Here is a 17,693-nt window from a genome sequence, read left to right on the forward strand (position 1 = left end):
CATCCAATAACAAGACGAGGTTGTACATTTATGCCAGTCGGCAACCACCAGCCCCACGGTGAAACCGTACAGGGCGGTCCGCTCAAACGCGAACTGGGCGAACGCCACATTCGCTTGATGGCACTCGGTGCATGCATCGGTGTCGGCCTGTTTCTGGGCTCGGCCAAAGCAATCGAAATGGCCGGTCCGGCCATCATGCTGTCCTACATCATCGGTGGCCTGGCCATTCTGGTGATCATGCGCGCACTGGGCGAAATGGCCGTGCACAACCCGGTAGCCGGCTCGTTCAGCCGCTACGCCCAGGATTACCTGGGCCCATTGGCCGGATTTCTGACTGGCTGGAACTACTGGTTCCTGTGGCTGGTGACCTGCGTTGCAGAAATCACTGCGGTTGCGGTGTACATGGGGGTCTGGTTTCCCGATGTGCCGCGCTGGATCTGGGCGCTGGCGGCACTGATCAGCATGGGCTCGATCAACCTGATCGCGGTCAAGGCTTTCGGTGAGTTTGAGTTCTGGTTCGCCCTGATCAAGATTGTCACCATCATTGCGATGGTTATCGGCGGGATCGGCATTATCGCGTTCGGCTTCGGCAATGATGGCGTCGCGTTGGGTATTTCCAACCTCTGGACCCATGGCGGCTTCTTGCCCAATGGTATTCAGGGCGTGCTGATGTCCCTGCAAATGGTGATGTTCGCCTACCTCGGCGTCGAAATGATCGGCCTTACTGCCGGCGAAGCCAAGAACCCGCAAAAGACCATCCCCAGCGCGATTGGCTCGGTGTTCTGGCGCATCCTGCTGTTCTATGTCGGCGCGTTGTTTGTAATTCTGTCGATCTACCCGTGGAACGAAATCGGAACCTCGGGCAGCCCGTTTGTCATGACTTTCGAGCGCCTGGGCATCAAGACAGCTGCCGGCATCATCAACTTTGTGGTGATTACCGCAGCACTGTCATCCTGCAACGGCGGGATTTTCAGCACGGGTCGCATGCTCTACAGCCTCGCGCAAAACGGTCAGGCCCCGGCCAACTTTGGCACTACCTCGAAAAATGGTGTTCCGCGTCAAGCTTTGCTGCTGTCGATTGCCGTATTGCTGTTAGGTGTACTGCTTAACTACCTGGCACCGGGCCAAGTGTTCGTATGGGTGACTGCGATTGCGACCTTCGGTGCGATCTGGACCTGGCTGATGATCCTGCTGGCTCAACTGCGCTTTCGCAAAAGCCTGAGCCCGGAGGAGGCTGCTGGCCTGAAGTACCGCATGTGGCTGTATCCATACAGTTCATACGCCGCTTTGGGCTTCTTGCTGATGGTTGTAGGGCTGATGGCCTACTTCGAGGAAACCCGGATCGCCCTGTTCGTAGGCCCGGCGTTCCTGATTCTGCTGACGGTGCTGTTTTACGTGTTCAAGCTGAAGCCGACTCAAGCAACATCGGCAGCGGTCCGTAGCTAACTCTCCCCCTGCACCGCTCATCCTGTAGGAGCGAGCTTGCTCGCGATGCAATCACCTCGGTCAATTCGTTAAACCGAAGCGTCTGTATCGCTGGCAACCCAGCTCCCACAGCTCTGTAGGAGCGAGCTTGCCTCGCGATGGCAGCACCTCGCTCAAGCAGTTAAACCGAGGTTTCTGCCAGCTCCCGCAGTGCTGCTTACCTGGCCGGTTGGGCCAGGCGCTTGTTCCAGTCCAGCCATGCGGCCAGCACGGCCATGATTCCTGCGCCCATCAGTGCGCTGAAAACCTGCATGACGACCCGGTCACCACCCAGTGCATTCAGCATGTCGGCCAATGGCGCCAGAATCACACCCAGACAAAACACTTCAAGAGAATACCGTCCCATGCGGCAAGTTTGACGGGCGAACCAGTTGTTCAGCCAGCCACTGTGCGGCACACATTTGGCAACCACATACGCTAACGCCAGAAAGTGCAGCAAGCGCACCGGCGAGAGATTGGTTTTGCTGATCGGGTACAGGTATTCCCCCAGCCATAGCGGCATGACGGCGTCGTGCAACTGAGGCCACTTCCATGACAACGCCAGCAGACCTGTGAGCAACAGGTACACCACAGCCGATATAAACAGCGGTTGATGCCACAGCGGCCGGGTTTCAGGCGCTTTGGTTTGCTGGCCGTGAAGTGCAGCGGCGCCCCCCAGAACAAACAGGAACTGCCAGGCCATCGGGTTGAAGAACCACACCCCGCCTTCTTGAGCGGCGAAGTTCCACACCGGTGCCATCAGGTACAGCGCGAAAGACAGGGCAACGACGTAGTGGGCTTTGCGCAGCAACAACGGCAGCACCAGCGGCAAACCGAGCAACAGCACGATATACAGTGGCAGCGGGTCCATCAGGTTGGGTTTGAAGCGCAGGAGCAGCTCATCGGTCAGCGCCTGTTGCGGGTTGCTCAAGAAGTACTGCAAGCCCATCTCTTGCACCAGATCCCGGGTCTCTACATGACTGTTGGCAAAGAACACGATCCCCATCAGCACTGCGAGCAAGAAGATGTGCACTACATACAGTACCCAGGCGCGGCGCAGGATTTTTACCCCGGCGATCAGCAGACCATCACGCTGTGCGATTTTTCCGTAGGCCAGTACCGCGGCATAACCGGCCAGGAATACAAAGATTTCCGCGGCATCACTGAAGCCGAAATTACGCACGGTCAGTTCAGCCAGCGGGTTATGCGGGATGTGATCCCAGAAGATAAAGATCAGCGCCAGCCCGCGAAAGAAATCGATGCGGTGGTCGCGTCCGTTAATCGTCACGGTGAGTACTCAAACGAAAGGTTTAATTAAGACCGGCGCGCGTAACAGATGATGCGCGCCGTACATCGGCGGCGCGCAGGGTGCGGGTATTGGAGGCTAATTGCAAAGGTTGGATATTGCAGAATGTCACAAGGGCTGCAGGTTCCTGGCGGCAAGGTGTGTCGTCAAAAAGCACTCATAAACATAAACGTACATTCCCGCGCCTGACAGGCGTTGATCTGCGGTACCAACCGCCTGAAATGCTCACTTTGACAGTGAGCATCCAGAGCGGCCTGATCGGGCCATTGCTCGACAAAAATGAAATGCCCCGGGTCCTGATGATCCACATACAGGTCGTAAGCGATGCAGTCTGGCTCCAGGCGGGTTTTTTCCACCAGTTCGGCGTACCACGGGCGCACCGTTTCAAGGTGTTCGGGTTTGATGAAGTCTTCGGCAATCACTTTCAACATGTTGATCAGTCCTTGTCAGGCCACGGTAATTTCATTGGGCTCAAAGCTGTCGGCCCGGGCCATTTGCCACATGCGCGAGTAGAACTCGCCATTGATTTCGCCGGTCAGCAACTCGCCGGGTTTGAGGAATACGTGCAGTTGCGAGAAGAGTTTGATTTCGGTGGCCGTCACGCGCCGAACCAGGTGTTTGGCCGAGAGTTGCGCCGGATGTTCCAGGCCTGCTGCCGCAAGCATTTCGGCAAGTGCCTTGAGTGTGTTGGTGTGGAACTGCAACACCCGCTGGGCCTTGTCGGGAACCACCAGTGCCCGCTGGCGCAAAGGGTCCTGGGTGGCGACACCGGTCGGGCACTTGTTGGTGTGGCAGGACTGGGACTGAATGCAGCCGACGGCAAACATGAAGCCCCGGGCCGAGTTGGCCCAGTCGGCGCCAATGGCCAGCACGCTGGCAATATCGAATGCGCTGACAATCTTGCCGCTGGCCCCCAGCTTGATTTTGTCTCGCAGATTCAAGCCCACCAGGGTGTTGTGGACGAACAGCAAGCCTTCGCGCATCGGTGCGCCGATGTGGTCGGTGAACTCCACGGGGGCTGCGCCGGTGCCGCCTTCCTTGCCATCGATCACGATAAAGTCGGGGAGGATCCCCGTTTCGAGCATGGCCTTGGCAATCCCCATGAACTCCCACGGGTGGCCCAGGCAAAACTTGAAACCGACAGGCTTGCCGCCGGACAACTCGCGCAGTTGGGCGATGAATTGCATCAGTTCCAGTGGCGTTGAAAATGCACTGTGGCGCGACGGCGAGACGCAGTCTTCGCCCATGGGGACACCGCGTGTTTCTGCAATTTCCGGGGTGACCTTGTGCTTGGGCAAAATACCGCCATGGCCCGGTTTGGCACCCTGGCTCATCTTGATTTCGATCATTCGAACTTGCGGTGTGCGTGCTTGCTCGGCAAAGCGCTCGGGGTCGAAACGACCGTCAGAGGTCCGGCAGCCGAAATAGCCGCTACCCAGTTCCCAGGTCAGGTCGCCGCCGTTTTCACGGTGATAGGAACTGATGCTGCCTTCGCCGGTATCGTGGGCAAAGTTACCGAGCTTGGCGCCCTGGTTCAGGGCGCGAATCGCATTGGCACTCAATGAGCCAAAACTCATCGCCGAAATATTGAAGATGGAGGCCGAGTACGGCTGGGTGCATTGCGGGCCACCGACAATGATGCGGAAGCTGGCGGGGTCAGTGAGCGGGGCCGGACGCATGGAGTGGCCGATAAACTCGAAGCCGGGCTGGTACACGTCAATCAGGGTGCCGAAAGGTTTGTCGGCGCTTTCATTCTTGGCGCGTGAATAGACCAGGGAGCGTTGGGCGCGTGAGAAGGGCAGCGCATCGCTGTCGGACTCCAGCAGGTATTGGCGGATCTCCGGGCGGATGGCCTCCACCAGATAGCGGATATTGCCCAGGATCGGGTAGTTGCGGCGCACCGCATGGGGGCTTTGCAGCAGGTCGAAAATGCCCAGCACACTCAAGATCAGGGTCACAGTGGTGAAGGGCCATAACCACTCGTAGTGCATAAACGGCAGGCTGGCGAGAGTGAAGATTACGCAGAAGGCAAAAAACGCATAGCGGCTTAACAGTGACAGGCTCATACGGTTTCCTGTTTCAGGCTTGTCTGTTCAGGCGGGCGTCGAACAGAAGAAACGGGGCGGTAAACCCCCGGCGATATAGCGGCTGCAGTCGGCTCGCTGTCTTGGGTGTCGTCAGGTCTCTCTCTGAACTGGAGGTTTGCTGATCAGGCATCTTACCCATTGCACGGCATTTAGTGTCTTATACCCGGCGAAAGTCCATACAGATGGCTCGATTATGCCTGTCATCTGTGTCTGTGCATTGGCGTGAAGCCATGTGATCCTTCTGGCCCTGTCTACTCTGCTGGCCAACTCTTGTGACGTCTTCTGAACATTTCTGCGCAAACCCCAAAATCATCCGGATTGCCGCTGCCGTACTGATAGGCCCTGATGGCCGAACCTTGCTGGTGCGCAAGCGTGGCACCCGGGCTTTCATGCAGCCAGGTGGCAAGATCGAAGCCCATGAGCAGCCGGTCAATGCCCTGGCCCGAGAGCTGGAAGAGGAGCTAGCGTTGAACATTGATCCGGCCAGCGCCACTTATCTGGGGCATTTTTCGGCACCTGCGGTCAATGAGCCGGGTTTTGAAGTGCAGGCCGAGTTGTTTCTGTTGCACATCCAGCAATCAGTCAGCCCGGCTGCCGAGATTGAAGAAGTGCAGTGGATTGATCCGTGCGGTGACGGCGGTCTGGAATTGGCGCCCTTGACCCGTGATCTGATCCTGCCTTTTTATCGCGACAGCGTGCTGACTTCTGCCTGAGCCCCTGGCTGACAAGGACTGACCATGATTCCTGCTCAAGATCTGCTGATTTTCGCTGCGGCATGTTTGCTGATGGTTTTGACACCGGGGCCAAACATGATTTACCTGATTTCGCGTTCGATCTGTCAGGGGCGAAAAGCCGGGGTTACGTCACTGCTCGGTGTGGTCGCAGGTTTTTTTGTGCACATGTTTGCCGCAGCTGCCGGGCTGACGGCGGTATTTCTGGCCGTGCCGATGGCCTATGAACTATTGAAATGGGCGGGTGCCCTGTACCTGCTGTGGATGGCCTGGCAGGCGCTAAAACCGGGCGCCCGTTCGCCTTTTGAAGCGCAGGAACTGACGCCGGATTCATCCCCCAAACTGGTGCTGATGGGGTTTATGACCAGCGTGCTGAACCCCAAGGTAGCGGTGTTTTACCTGTCGGTGTTTCCGCAATTCATCAGCCCTGAGCATGGCTCGATGTTTTCCCAGAGCGTACTGTTGGGCCTGACCCAGATCAGCGTCAGTTTCACCGTGAACCTGTTGATTGCGCTGTTTGCTTCAGGCATCGCCTTCTGGTTTGTGCGTAACCCGTTGTGGCTGGCCGTACAGCGTTACGTGATGGGCTTTGTATTGGCCGGGCTGGCGGTTAAATTGATGCTGGAACAACGTAAAACCCTATGACCTGGACCCTCAATGGCTATAGAACTGCTTGACCCCTCACACGCCAGCGCTTATCGCCAGTTGATGCTGGAAGCCTACGCGCTGCACCCGCAGGCTTTTGTTTCCAGCCTGTCAAACCGTGAAAAGTTGCCGCTGAGTTGGTGGCAAGGGCAGCTGGATGATGAGCTGAGTACGCTGTTCGGCGCCTTTGTCGATGCCCGGCTGGCCGGGATAGTCGGTCTGGCTTTTGAGCCATGGGAAGACGCCCGGCACAAAGCCACGTTGTTTGGCTTGTACGTTACTCCGGCCTTTCGCGGACAAGGGCTGGGCGAGCACCTGGTGCAGGCGGTGCTGTCACTGGCCGAAGAGGAGCCTGAAATCAAAGTGCTGGAACTGACTGTGAGTGCCAACAGCCTCGGGGCGCTGGCGCTGTATCGCCGCTGCGGGTTTGAACAGTCGGGGCTTGAAGACTGTGCGATCCGGGTAGGGGAGGAGTATTACGACCGGGTGCATATGCGCCGGCTGGTACAACCGGCCAACACCCCGGACCTGTAGGCGCGAGCTTGCTCGCGAGCCGTTATCAAGAGCTCGTGAGCAAGCTCGCTCCTACAGGTTTTACAGGTTTAGCGAACGGCACTTACCCCGTCCAGGGTCGAGAACGATGTGTCTTTGGCCGTCAGCAAAAAGTCGCGCATATAAGGTGCATCGAGCATGTCGGCACGTACCGCCGCATATAGCGTGGCAAACAACCCTTTCTCACCCAGACGCTTGGCTTTTACATAGCCGCGTGAGCTGTATTCATGCAAGGCCCAGTGCGGCATCCCGCACACACCGCGGCCACTGGCCACGAGCTGCATCATCATGACCGTCAGCTCGGAGGTGCGTACTTGCGCCGGTTCAACGTCAGCCGGTTCCAGGAAGCGGGTGAAGATGTCGAGGCGGTCGCGCTCCACCGGGTAGGTGATGAGAATTTCGCTGCTCAAGTCCTCAGGCACGATAAATGGCTTGCTCGCCAGAGCATGCTGATTGGCAACTGCCAGCATGGCTTCGTAGGTAAACAGCGGTACGTACGTCAGCCCTGCAATCTCTTGCGGGTCAGAAGTAACCACCAGGTCCAGATCGCCACGGGCCAGTGCAGGCAAGGGCGCGAATGCAAAGCCCGAAGCCAGGTCCAGTTCAACCTCGGGCCAGGCGTCGCGGAACTGATCGATAGTGGGCATCAGCCACTGGAAGCAACTGTGGCACTCAATGGCCATGTGCAAACGTCCGGCCGTACCTCCGACCAAGCGGGCGATATCGCGCTCGGCGCCCCGTAGCAGCGGCAGCATGGCGTCGGCCAGTTGCAACAGACGCAAACCGCCGCTGGTGAAACGAACCGGCTTGGTTTTGCGTACGAACAGCGGCATGCCCATGCGCTCTTCCAGCTCTTTGAACTGGTGGGATAAAGCAGATTGTGTCAGGTGCAGACGTTCAGCCGCTTCGACCAGGCTGTCGGACTCGCGTAAAGCGTGCAGGGTTTTGAGGTGACGAATTTCCAGCACGGTGGCTCCATGAGTAAATTTGATGATCAACACGAAAACGTTGAGTTTGTCTCATGTTGTGGTGCGTGTCGATAATTGTGCCATTACTTACACGAAGGAATGTCGTTATGGCCCTGGCACACAATCTTGGTTTCCCGCGTATCGGTGCGGATCGTGAACTGAAAAAAGCACTCGAAGCGTACTGGAAAGGCGATATTGACCAGGCCGCCCTGCAAGCCGTGGGTCGTGAATTACGCGCCACCCACTGGCAACTGCAAAAAGACGCCGGCATTGACTTGCTGCCGGTTGGTGACTTTGCCTGGTATGACCAGGTGCTGACCCACTCGCTGACTTTCGGTGTCATTCCCGAACGTTTCGCCAGCACCCTCGACGCTGAAGGCCATCCAACCCTGGACACCCTGTTCGGCATGGCCCGGGGTGCGAGCCAGAGCTGCTGCGGGGGGGAGCACAGTAAAGGTCAGTATGCGCAAGAACTGACCAAGTGGTTTGATACCAACTACCACTACCTGGTGCCCGAGTTCAGCCAGGATCAGCGCTTTGAACTGAGCTGGAACCAGTTGTTCGAAGAAACCGCCGAGGCGCTGGCGCTCGGCCACAAGGTCAAGCCGGTGATCATTGGCCCGCTGACTTATCTGTGGCTGGGTAAAGCCAAAGGTCAGGAGTTCAACAAACTCGAGCTGCTGGAAAACCTGTTGCCGGTGTACGCCGGGATTCTTTCCCGTCTGGCCGAGCAAGGCGTGGAATGGGTACAGATTGACGAACCGATTCTGTCGCTGGACCTGCCTCAGGAATGGAAAAACGCCTTTGAGCGCGCTTACCACATTCTTCAGTACTCACCGCTGAAGAAGTTGGTCGCCACCTATTTCAGCGGCCTGGAAGACAACCTGGGTCTGGCTGTCAGCCTGCCCGTGGAAGGTTTGCACGTGGACCTGGTGCGTGCCCCTGATCAGTTGCATGCCATTCTGGATCGTCTGCCAACTTATAAAGTGTTGTCGTTGGGGCTGGTGAACGGTCGAAACGTATGGCGCTGCGATCTGGAAAACGCACTGGCCCAGTTGCAGGCAGCCGAAGAGCGTTTTGGTGACAACCTTTGGGTAGCCGGCTCTTGCTCGCTGCTGCATAGCCCGGTTGATCTGGACCGCGAAACCCAACTGGATGCCGAACTTAAAAGCTGGCTGGCGTTTGCCAAGCAAAAGTGCGGCGAGATTGCCGTGCTGCGTGATGCGCTGAATATTCCCCAGGATGCCAAAGTACAACAGGCACTGGCCCAAAGCCGCGCCGTGCAGGCCAGCCGCGCCAACTCGCCGCGGATTCACAAGCCCGCCGTGCAAGCGCGTATCGACGCGATTACTGCAGCTGACAGCCAGCGTCAGTCGCCGTTTGCTACCCGTATTGAAGTGCAGCGCGCCCGCCTGAATCTGCCGGCGTTCCCGACCACCACCATTGGTTCGTTTCCGCAGACCGCATCGATTCGTCTGGCGCGTCAGTCCTACAAGCAGGGCAAGTTATCGGTCAGTGAATACACCGACGCCATGCACAGCGAGATTCGCAATGCCGTACAAACCCAGGAGCGTTTGGGCCTGGATGTGCTGGTCCACGGTGAGGCGGAGCGTAACGACATGGTCGAATACTTCGCCGAGCAGTTGGATGGTTACGTGTTCACCCAATACGGCTGGGTTCAGAGCTACGGTTCCCGATGCGTGAAACCGGCGATCATTTTTGGCGACCTGAGCCGTCCCCGGGCCATGACCGTAGAGTGGATCAAATACGCTCAAGGGCTGACCGACAAGGTGATGAAGGGCATGCTGACAGGCCCGGTGACCATGCTGATGTGGTCATTCCCCCGCGAAGACGTATCGCGCAAGGTACAGGCGCAACAACTTGCGCTGGCGATTCGTGACGAAGTAGTGGACCTGGAAAAAGCCGGGATCAAGATTGTGCAGATTGACGAAGCGGCCTTTCGTGAAGGCTTGCCGTTACGTCGTGCGCAGTGGCAGGAATATCTGGACTGGGCCGTCGAGGCTTTCCGTCTTTGTGCTTCGGGAGTCGGGGATGAAACGCAGATTCATACCCACATGTGCTACAGCGAGTTCAACGACGTGATCAAGTCGATTGCCGAAATGGACGCTGATGTCATCACCATCGAAACCTCGCGTTCGGACATGGAACTGCTGGATGCGTTTGAAGCGTTCGATTACCCGAACGATATCGGCCCGGGTGTGTATGACATCCACTCGCCACGGGTTCCGGACACGGCCGAGATGGTCAAGTTGCTGAGCAAGGCGGCCCGACGTATTCCCGCTGAGCGACTGTGGGTCAACCCTGATTGCGGCCTCAAAACCCGTGCCTGGGTCGAGACCGAAGCGGCCTTGATTAACATGGTGGCGGCGGCGCGGCAGTTGCGTGCGCAGGTAGCCTGAACCCTCGGCACAACCTTGTAGGAGCGAGCTTGCTCGCGAGCATTGGATCTTGAAAGCTCGCGAGCAAGCTCGCTCCTACAGGGCTTTGGGTTACCGGATGATTTTATCTTCATGGCGGCGGCGTGGCAGTTGCGTGCGTAAGTAGCCTGAACCCTCGGCACAACTTTGTAGGAGCGAGCTTGCTCGCGAGCATTGGATGTTGAAACAGGGGTTTGGCTTTATCGGATAATTTTATCCACGTGGATATCGAGCTTTTTCAGTCGATACCAAAAGCTGCGCTCTGAAATACCAATCAACTGTGCAGCAGCAGCCTGTACGCCCTGGGCTTGTTGCAAGGCCGCAAGGATGTAGGCTTTTTCCACCTCTGCCAGCGCCGCTTCCAGATCGGGCGGTACGGCTGGCCCCGGGCTCAGCAGGGCGCTGGCCTGGCTCGGTTGGGCGCTGAACAGGTAGGGCGGCAAGTCACTGTCCTGGATCGTGTTGCTGGTGGCCACAATGGTGGCGCGTTCGACACAGTTTTGCAGTTCGCGAATGTTGCCCGGCCAGTTGTATTCGGCCATGGCCTGCAAGGCACTTGGGCTGAAGCCGGTAATCCGTTTGCCCGCAGTTGCCCCCAGATTGTGGGCGAAGTGTCGCGCCAGCGGGGCGATGTCCTCAACGCGCTCGCGCAGGGCGGGCAGCGGGATCGGAAATACATTCAGCCGGTAATACAAATCCTCGCGAAACTCTTTGTTGGCCACTGCTTCCAGCAGGTTTTTATTGGTGGCCGCAATTACCCGTACATCGACCTTGCGCTCTCGCGGATCACCCACGGGCTCAATCACCCGTTCTTGCAGTGCACGCAAAATCTTGGCTTGCAGTGCCAGGGGCATATCGCCGACTTCATCGAGAAACAACGTGCCTTTGTCTGCCTGCATGAAGCGCCCGACACGATCGGCGACCGCGCCGGTAAATGCGCCTTTGCGATGACCGAACATCTCGCTTTCCAGCAGCCCCTCGGGAATGGCCGCACAGTTGACCGCGACAAAGGGTTTGTCGGCCCGGCTACCGTGTTTGTGGATGGCCCGGGCAACCATCTCTTTGCCGGTACCGCTTTCACCGGTCAGCAGGATAGTAGCGTTGCTGTCACGTACCGAGTCGATGGCGTGCAGCACCCGACGAAAACTCGGGCTGTCACCTATCAGGTTCTCGATATGTCGGTGTTCGTCGAGTTCGGCGCGCATGCGCGCGTTGTCGCGCAGGATGTCGCGAAACTGCAGGGCTTTGCTGACCGAGACATCCAGTTCATCGATATCGAAGGGCTTGGCTATGTAGTCGTAAGCACCATTGCGCATCGACTGTACGGCGTTTTTCACCGTGCTGTAGGCAGTCATCACAATGACGGGCAGTTGCGGATAACGCAGTTTGACCTCAGCCAGCAGTTGCGGGCCGTCCATACCGGGCATGCGCCAGTCGCTGATGATCAGGTCGATGTCTTCCTGCTCCAGAATGGCCAGTGCTTGCAGGCCATTGCCTGCGGTAAATACCTGCACTTCGTTCTGGCTCAGCGCCGAACTGAGCAGGTCGCACAGTTTCGGCTCGTCATCGACCACCAGGATGTTGTGACTCATGACTCATCCCCTCCATGGGCCGGAATATACAAGTTGAAGGTGGTTCCTGCGTCTTTCTCGCTGATGCATTCAACACGACCGTCGTGGTTATCCATGATTGAGAAAACCTTGGGCAAACCCAAACCTGTGCCTGAGGCCTTGGTGGTGACAAAGGGCGTGAAAATTCGCTCGATCATGTCAGGTTCAACACCTTGGCCGGTATCGATAATGCTGATCACAGTGTCATCGTTGTCATCACGGGCGATGCGTAATGTCAGGTGCCCGCCGTCGGGCATGGCGTCGATGGCATTGATGATCAGGTTCAGGCAGGCCTGTTTCAGTTGCCGGGTGTCCGCGTAAATCGTCGCCCCGGGGGCTTTGTCGTCTATATCGGTTTTGATGTTGTGGCTGTCCAGCTCGGGCTTGCAGAAGCCCAGAATATCTTCGACCAGAGGTCGTGCCGGCTGGACTGAACGCACCGGTGCACTGGGTTTGGCAAAGTCGAGGAAGTCAGTGATCAGTTCGTTGATTCGTGATACCTCGCTGACCACGTACTCCAGATGGCGCTTGTCAGTTTCGTCCAGATTGGCCCGCCGGTGCAGCAGCTGGGTGGCGGTTTTGATAATACCCAAGGGATTGCGAATTTCATGGGCCAGGCCCATCGCGACTTCGCCCAGTGCATGCAGGCGATCACGGCGCCGTAACTGGGCCTCAAGGTGATGCAGTTGCGCCAGGCGCACGGTCATGTGGTTGAAGGTGCTGCTTAACTCTGCCAGTTCATCGCGCCCTGACACTGTCACCAGTCGTGTGTAATCCCCGGCGGTCACAGCTCGCACACCTTCAGACAGCCCCCGCAACGGCCGGGTCAGGCGCGCGGAAACCAGCCAGCCAACGCTCAGCGAAAGCATTGAGCCGACCAGGAAAATCAGTGCAAACAGGTTGCTCTGATTGACCAGGCCGACAAGGCTGGTATGGCGTAGAAGACCACTGTAGATCACGCCTTGCAGTTCACCGGTATTGTTGAGGATTGGCCAGTACAGCCCGCTGTAGCGGCTGGTGAATTGCTCGCTGGGCTGCTTGGTTTCACGCAATATTTGTTCGATCGCATGCGGCACCTGGGGCTGGCGGTCATCAAAGTGCTGACTGGAGAAAATCTCGGAAAAGCCATCGGGATTGGACAGATAAAGGCGCAAGTCCAGGGAGTGCACGTCAGCGACGCTGGTCAGAAAACTGTTGTCCATATAAGTGGCAACCAGCAGTTGATAGGCCTCGCCATCCTGAGTGGTAGGGAAAGTCGAAACCACAGTACCTGTAGGCACGCCGCCCACGTCGATGGTTTGCAGCACTGCGTTGGGCGCAAGGCTGATCTGGTCAACGATGTCTTCGCTGGCCGTGCTGAAAACTACTTTGTGATCACTGCTGCGAATCAGCGCTACGACGTCAATGTCCATCGCGCCTGCAATATCAGCGGTCAGCTTGTCGTGGCGCAGCGCGGCATGGGAAGAGGGCGGGTGGGTATAGCGCAGGAACAACTGTGCGGCGCGGGCATTGTCGTGAACGATTTCACCAATTTCGTCTTTGACGATCTTGGTCGACTCCTGCAGCCAGACCCGCACGTTGCTGTCGAAAATATGCGACAGTGTGGTGGCGGCCAGTTCGGCAGCGATCATGGTGGGGATGACGCTGACCAGCCAAAAAGCCAGGACCAGTTTGCGCTGAACCGTCCAGCGCGAGACCTTGAACGGTTGGGCATTGCGCGTTGATTCAGGCGTGATTGGCATTAATGCTCGCTTATTGCTGCCGCAAGGGCGGGGTCATGACGGTCGGGGCGGATGAACAGTTTGACCAGTTTGAGCACGTTATTGATCAGTCGGTTGCGATGGCGGAAAAACAGTGTATTGCTCTGGAAGCTGCACCCCAGTCGAACTTTGCTGGCGTATCCGGCCTGGCCGCACTCGTATAGCTCGATCCCGTTACGGATGCAGTAGTCGACGTTTACCATCCAGCTTCTGAAATACAAACTGTACTCGCGCGTCAGTTCAAGGTCGTGACCGAAAAACTTGTCGATCAGCCGATGTTCGTTAATCAATACCAGATTGAATGCTACCAGTTGGTCGTCGAGCCAATACAGCACGCAGAGTGCCCGGTCCCCAAGTTGCCGGAGGATACCTGTGAAATAAGCGGGTGGTAAGCGTTCGAATTGCAGGTCGCTGCGCGCCAGGCTCGCTTCATACAACCGCATGATTTCGGGCAAGACATCGTCAATGGCGCTGCGCCATTCCACCCGGGGGCCGGGCGAGCGCAATTTGCGGCGCAAGTCTTTGCGGGTGGATTTACCCAGGGAGCCGAGGTAACAGTCAACCGAGCCAAAAGGCACCGGCAACATGGCACTGGGAAGGCTGGGCATGGACTGAAACCCCGCCGCCTTGCAGCTTTGCGACCAGTCATCGTCGTTGCTGGAGACATCCTTGACCGCTATCAGGCCGATACCCAGTCGGCTGGCATCTTGCTGGGCCAGACTAAGCAGTTGTGCCAGCAGGGCCGGCCGCTGGGCAGGTTGAATATGGCTGGCGGTGCCAGCGGTGCATTGTTCGGTCACCGGCGAGCCGATGGCGTATAGATGCAATTGCATCAGCCCCGGCACTGCACGGTTCAGTTTTTCGGTGAATCGTTTACCAATACCCTGAACCGTGGTGTCGAGGCGATAGCTGGTGGTGAATGCGGTGGCGGCGGCAATCAGGTCAGAACCTTTGAACAGCGCCAGGTAGCGCCATTCGAAACCCTCAATGCCAGCGTTTTCGACGGCCATGATGTAGTCCCAATCCTCCAGAGAACCTGGGAAACAGTCATTCCAGGCCTCGCGTTTAATGGCCTGGATTGATGAAAAGGCTTGGGCTGTAATCATGGATCTTCCTTGGGTCAGGCCTGCTGCAGGTACTCGACAGGTTCCTGTGAGACGGTGCTGTTTTTCTTGATGAAGGCGGCACTCAGTTCAATCACGCGACGGTATTGCAGATCGACGGTGATCATGTGGTAACAGTTGTCGAGCAGAACCTTGGTCACCGGACCGCCCAGATGGCGCTCCACGTAATCGGCGTTCCAGCGGCTGGTGATGTCGTCTTCGATGGAGTGCAGCACCAGTGCGGGCGTGGTGATCGACGGCATGCGTTTTTTTACCACGGCGTTCATCCGGTGCAGTTCGCGCACGGTGATGCCTTCCATCGTCAGTAGCCCGGCATTACTGCTTTCACCCGCTTTCATCTGCCGTTCAACGATTGCCCGCAAGCGCTCGTTCTTGATCCCGTAAGGCGGTTTCTCCTCAAAATTGCACAGGTGGACGCCGAACGGAATTGCCATCAGCAACGGAGTCAGGAATGCCAGTTTGTTAATGCTCCAGCCGTCGTACCGCAAGGTGGTGGAATACATCAACAAGCCCGCCACTTGCCCCGGATGCTCGGAGGCTACGTACATCGACATCACGGCCCCCATCGACAAGCCGCCGACGAAAACCTGGCTATGGCGCTGGCGCACATCGGCGAAGGTTTTACGCACCCCTTCGTACCAGTCTTGCCAGCCGGTGGCCTGCAGGTCGCTGTTGTCTCCGCAATGGCCAGCCAGGGTCGGTACGTACACCGTGCACGTCCCGTCCTTGGCCAGCCCCTGGGCCACCCGACGCAACTCCGTCGGGGTGCCGGTGAGGCCGTGGATCAACAGGATCCCGACCTCGCCCGTGCCGAGAACGAAACCGGCGTCGCCTTCGCCCAGATCGATCCCTGCACTGTTCACCGTTTCATGGCCCGATGCAGCAGGCGGTCGAGCAGGGCGATGCCCAGATCGATTTCGGCGTAGCTGATTTCCAGCGACGGAGCCAGGGTGATGACGTTTTTGTAGTAGCCGCCAACGTCCAGAATCAGACCCAGGCGCTTGCCGTCGATTTCGATGTCGCCTTTCATGCCTTCTTCAACCATGTAGTCCAGGGTTGCTTTGTCTGGCGTGAAGCCATCCGGGCCGCAGATTTCGCAGCGCAGTGCCAGGCCCAGGCCGTCGACGTCGCCGATGATCGGGTAGCGTTTCTGCAAGTCCTGCAGACCTGCCAGGAAGTATTTGCCTTTTTCCATGACCATCGCGCCGTAGTCGATTTCGCTGGTCATTTTGAACATTTCCAGACCGACCGCAGTGCCCAGCGGGTTGGAGGCGAAGGTCGAGTGGGTCGAGCCAGGCGGGAAAATTTTCGGGTTGATCAACTCCTCACGGGCCCAGATACCGCCCAGCGGGTTGAGACCGTTGGTCAGTGCTTTACCAAACACGATCACGTCGGGTTTGACGTCGAAGTGCTCAATGGACCACAGCTTGCCGGTGCGCCAGAAGCCCATCTGGATTTCATCGACCACCATCAAAATGCCGTGTTGATCCAGCACATGCTTGAGTTCGCTGTAGAAGTTCATCGGTGGAATCACATAGCCGCCGGTGCCCTGGATCGGTTCCACGTAAAACGCTGCATATTCGCTCTGACCGACTTTCGGATCCCATACGCCGTTGTATTCGGTTTCAAACAAGCGGGCGAATTGCTGCACGCAGTGGCTGCCATATTCTTCTTTGGTCATGCCTTTCGGGCCGCGGAAGTGATACGGGAAGGGGATGAAGTTGGCACGTTCGCCGAAGTGGCCGTAGCGACGGCGGTAGCGGTAGCTGGAAGTAATCGATGAGGCGCCGAGTGTTCGGCCGTGGTAGCCGCCTTCGAAGGCAAACATCAGGCTTTTACCGTTGGTGGCGTTACGTACCACTTTCAACGAATCCTCGATGGACTGTGAGCCGCCGACGTTGAAGTGCACGCGACCGTCGAGGCCGAACTTGTTTTTGGCATCGACCGCGATGCGCTCCGACAGCTCGATCTTGCCTTTGTGCAGGTATTGGCTGGCGATCTGCGGCAGGGTATCTATCTGTTGTTTCAGTGCGTTGTTCAAGCGCGGATTGGAGTAACCGAAGTTAACTGCCGAGTACCACATTTGCAGATCCAGATAAGCCTGGTCGCTGGTGTCCCACACGTAGGAGCCTTCGCAGCGGCTGAAAATACGTGGCGGTTCGATGTAATGAACGGTGTCGCCGTACGAGCAGTACTTGGCTTCTTTTTCCAGAAGAATCTGGTCTTCAGGTGTAGCGATTCGGATATCAGACATGATTGAAGAGTTCCTGCTGTTCACGAGAATAGTGGGGTGCGTTGGCGGCATTGCTAGGCAATTCGGCGAACAGGGCCGCCAGTTCGGAGAATGTGTCGAAGCGGGCATAGGGAATGCCGTTGCGCTCGCAATGGTCGGCGAGGCTGTCTTTGGCAAACACGAAATCGGCGCTTGCAGCCACACACATGTCGGAGCGGCCGTCACCAATCACCAGCACGCGTTTGCCGCCGGGAGTGGTTTTGCATTTGCAGTTGCCTGAGGCCGCACGGCAGGCATCGCTTGCATGCGGGAAGTCGATGCGCCAACTGTTGTGGTCGACCTGGCGCAGGCGGTTGGCGAGGATCGGCAGCAGGCTCACGTAGTTACGGGCCAGAATGCGCGCGATGCCCTGTTCGATACCGTCACTGACCACTTCGATAGAGGCTCCGAGGCCAATGACGTGGTCAACGAAGTCCGGAAAGTCCGGGTCAATCTCAACCGTATCGAAATAAGCCAGCAGTTCGGCTGGGGAAGCTTTAACCAGCGACAGCTGGCGGCTGAGGCATTCCCGCGAACCAATTTCACCTTTGACCCATTGATCTTCGATCGCTTCCCAGCTGGGGTCGGCGAAGCGTTGAAGAATGTTGTCGATGACATCGGTACGGGTGATGGTCCCGTCGAAATCACACACGATATGCCATTGCATCATCTGCATTGTCCTGTTGAGGAGACGCGCACTTTGCGCATATACAGGACAGAGCATGGACTGTGCCAA

At 57.5% G+C, this 17,693-nt stretch carries 15 protein-coding genes; 5 read left to right on the forward strand and 10 right to left on the reverse strand.

The window, feature by feature from the left end; all coding sequences use genetic code 11:
• Positions 1 to 30: 30 nt before the first annotated feature.
• The gene (locus ACP7BO_RS02570; RefSeq protein WP_397455846.1) at positions 31 to 1,446 is read left to right on the forward strand and encodes an amino acid permease; all 1,416 of its coding nucleotides are present in this window, start codon (positions 31 to 33) and stop codon (positions 1,444 to 1,446) included.
• 196 nt (positions 1,447 to 1,642) lie between these two features.
• On the opposite strand, the gene ACP7BO_RS02575 is transcribed toward ACP7BO_RS02570, so the two are convergent.
• The 3 genes from ACP7BO_RS02575 to ACP7BO_RS02585 all read right to left on the reverse strand — a co-directional run bounded on the left by ACP7BO_RS02575 (position 1,643) and on the right by ACP7BO_RS02585 (position 4,836).
• On the reverse strand, positions 1,643 to 2,752 hold the full coding sequence (locus ACP7BO_RS02575) for an OpgC family protein (RefSeq protein WP_397455847.1): 1,110 nt from the start codon (positions 2,750 to 2,752) through the stop codon (positions 1,643 to 1,645).
• Between the two features lie 164 nt (positions 2,753 to 2,916).
• Positions 2,917 to 3,201 carry a putative quinol monooxygenase gene (locus ACP7BO_RS02580; RefSeq protein WP_426208471.1) on the reverse strand — a complete coding sequence of 95 codons (285 nt, stop codon included), beginning with the start codon at positions 3,199 to 3,201 and terminating at the stop codon, positions 2,917 to 2,919.
• Positions 3,202 to 3,216: 15 nt separating this feature from the next.
• Complete coding sequence (locus tag ACP7BO_RS02585) at positions 3,217 to 4,836, reverse strand: FMN-binding glutamate synthase family protein (RefSeq protein WP_426208473.1); 1,620 nt, start codon at positions 4,834 to 4,836, stop codon at positions 3,217 to 3,219.
• Positions 4,837 to 5,129: 293 nt separating this feature from the next.
• Here ACP7BO_RS02585 and ACP7BO_RS02590 point away from each other — a divergent pair, with 293 nt between their 5' ends.
• Genes ACP7BO_RS02590 through ACP7BO_RS02600 form a run of 3 tightly spaced genes read left to right on the forward strand, consistent with a single transcriptional unit; the run spans position 5,130 to position 6,767 of the window.
• Positions 5,130 to 5,570, forward strand: a complete 441-nt coding sequence (locus ACP7BO_RS02590) for an NUDIX hydrolase (RefSeq protein WP_426208475.1) — start codon at positions 5,130 to 5,132, stop codon at positions 5,568 to 5,570.
• 24 nt (positions 5,571 to 5,594) lie between these two features.
• Entirely contained in the window at positions 5,595 to 6,233 is a 639-nt protein-coding gene (locus ACP7BO_RS02595; protein ID WP_426208477.1) for a LysE family translocator, read from the forward strand.
• 12 nt (positions 6,234 to 6,245) lie between these two features.
• Positions 6,246 to 6,767, forward strand: a complete 522-nt coding sequence (locus ACP7BO_RS02600) for a GNAT family N-acetyltransferase (RefSeq protein ID WP_060690862.1) — start codon at positions 6,246 to 6,248, stop codon at positions 6,765 to 6,767.
• Positions 6,768 to 6,835: 68 nt separating this feature from the next.
• Here ACP7BO_RS02600 and metR read toward each other — a convergent pair whose 3' ends face one another.
• Positions 6,836 to 7,753, reverse strand: a complete 918-nt coding sequence (metR, locus tag ACP7BO_RS02605; protein WP_060696843.1) for a transcriptional regulator MetR — start codon at positions 7,751 to 7,753, stop codon at positions 6,836 to 6,838.
• 107 nt (positions 7,754 to 7,860) lie between these two features.
• Here metR and metE point away from each other — a divergent pair, with 107 nt between their 5' ends.
• Entirely contained in the window at positions 7,861 to 10,173 is a 2,313-nt protein-coding gene (metE, locus tag ACP7BO_RS02610; protein ID WP_426208480.1) for a 5-methyltetrahydropteroyltriglutamate--homocysteine S-methyltransferase, read from the forward strand.
• 218 nt (positions 10,174 to 10,391) lie between these two features.
• Here metE and ACP7BO_RS02615 read toward each other — a convergent pair whose 3' ends face one another.
• The 6 genes from ACP7BO_RS02615 to ACP7BO_RS02640 are packed head-to-tail and all read right to left on the reverse strand — an operon-like array spanning position 10,392 to position 17,627.
• Positions 10,392 to 11,783, reverse strand: coding sequence for a sigma-54-dependent transcriptional regulator (locus ACP7BO_RS02615; RefSeq protein WP_060690864.1), 1,392 nt, complete (start codon positions 11,781 to 11,783; stop codon positions 10,392 to 10,394).
• Positions 11,780 to 13,543, reverse strand: a complete 1,764-nt coding sequence (locus ACP7BO_RS02620) for an ATP-binding protein (RefSeq protein WP_426208483.1) — start codon at positions 13,541 to 13,543, stop codon at positions 11,780 to 11,782. Before ACP7BO_RS02620 ends, ACP7BO_RS02615 begins: the two co-directional genes overlap by 4 nt.
• The gene (locus ACP7BO_RS02625) at positions 13,543 to 14,667 is read right to left on the reverse strand and encodes a GNAT family N-acetyltransferase (RefSeq protein WP_397455854.1); all 1,125 of its coding nucleotides are present in this window, start codon (positions 14,665 to 14,667) and stop codon (positions 13,543 to 13,545) included. Before ACP7BO_RS02625 ends, ACP7BO_RS02620 begins: the two co-directional genes overlap by 1 nt.
• Before the next feature lie 14 nt (positions 14,668 to 14,681).
• Positions 14,682 to 15,548, reverse strand: coding sequence for an alpha/beta hydrolase (locus ACP7BO_RS02630; RefSeq protein ID WP_426208485.1), 867 nt, complete (start codon positions 15,546 to 15,548; stop codon positions 14,682 to 14,684).
• The gene (locus ACP7BO_RS02635; RefSeq protein WP_060690868.1) at positions 15,545 to 16,939 is read right to left on the reverse strand and encodes an aspartate aminotransferase family protein; all 1,395 of its coding nucleotides are present in this window, start codon (positions 16,937 to 16,939) and stop codon (positions 15,545 to 15,547) included. The genes ACP7BO_RS02630 and ACP7BO_RS02635 overlap by 4 nt, the downstream gene beginning before the upstream one ends.
• Entirely contained in the window at positions 16,932 to 17,627 is a 696-nt protein-coding gene (locus ACP7BO_RS02640; RefSeq protein WP_060690869.1) for an MtnX-like HAD-IB family phosphatase, read from the reverse strand. The genes ACP7BO_RS02635 and ACP7BO_RS02640 overlap by 8 nt, the downstream gene beginning before the upstream one ends.
• Between the last annotated feature and the right edge of the window lie 66 nt (positions 17,628 to 17,693).

The organism is Pseudomonas sp. TWR2-1-1 (assembly GCF_049897045.1).
In the GTDB taxonomy this organism is placed as follows: domain Bacteria; phylum Pseudomonadota; class Gammaproteobacteria; order Pseudomonadales; family Pseudomonadaceae; genus Aquipseudomonas; species Aquipseudomonas versuta.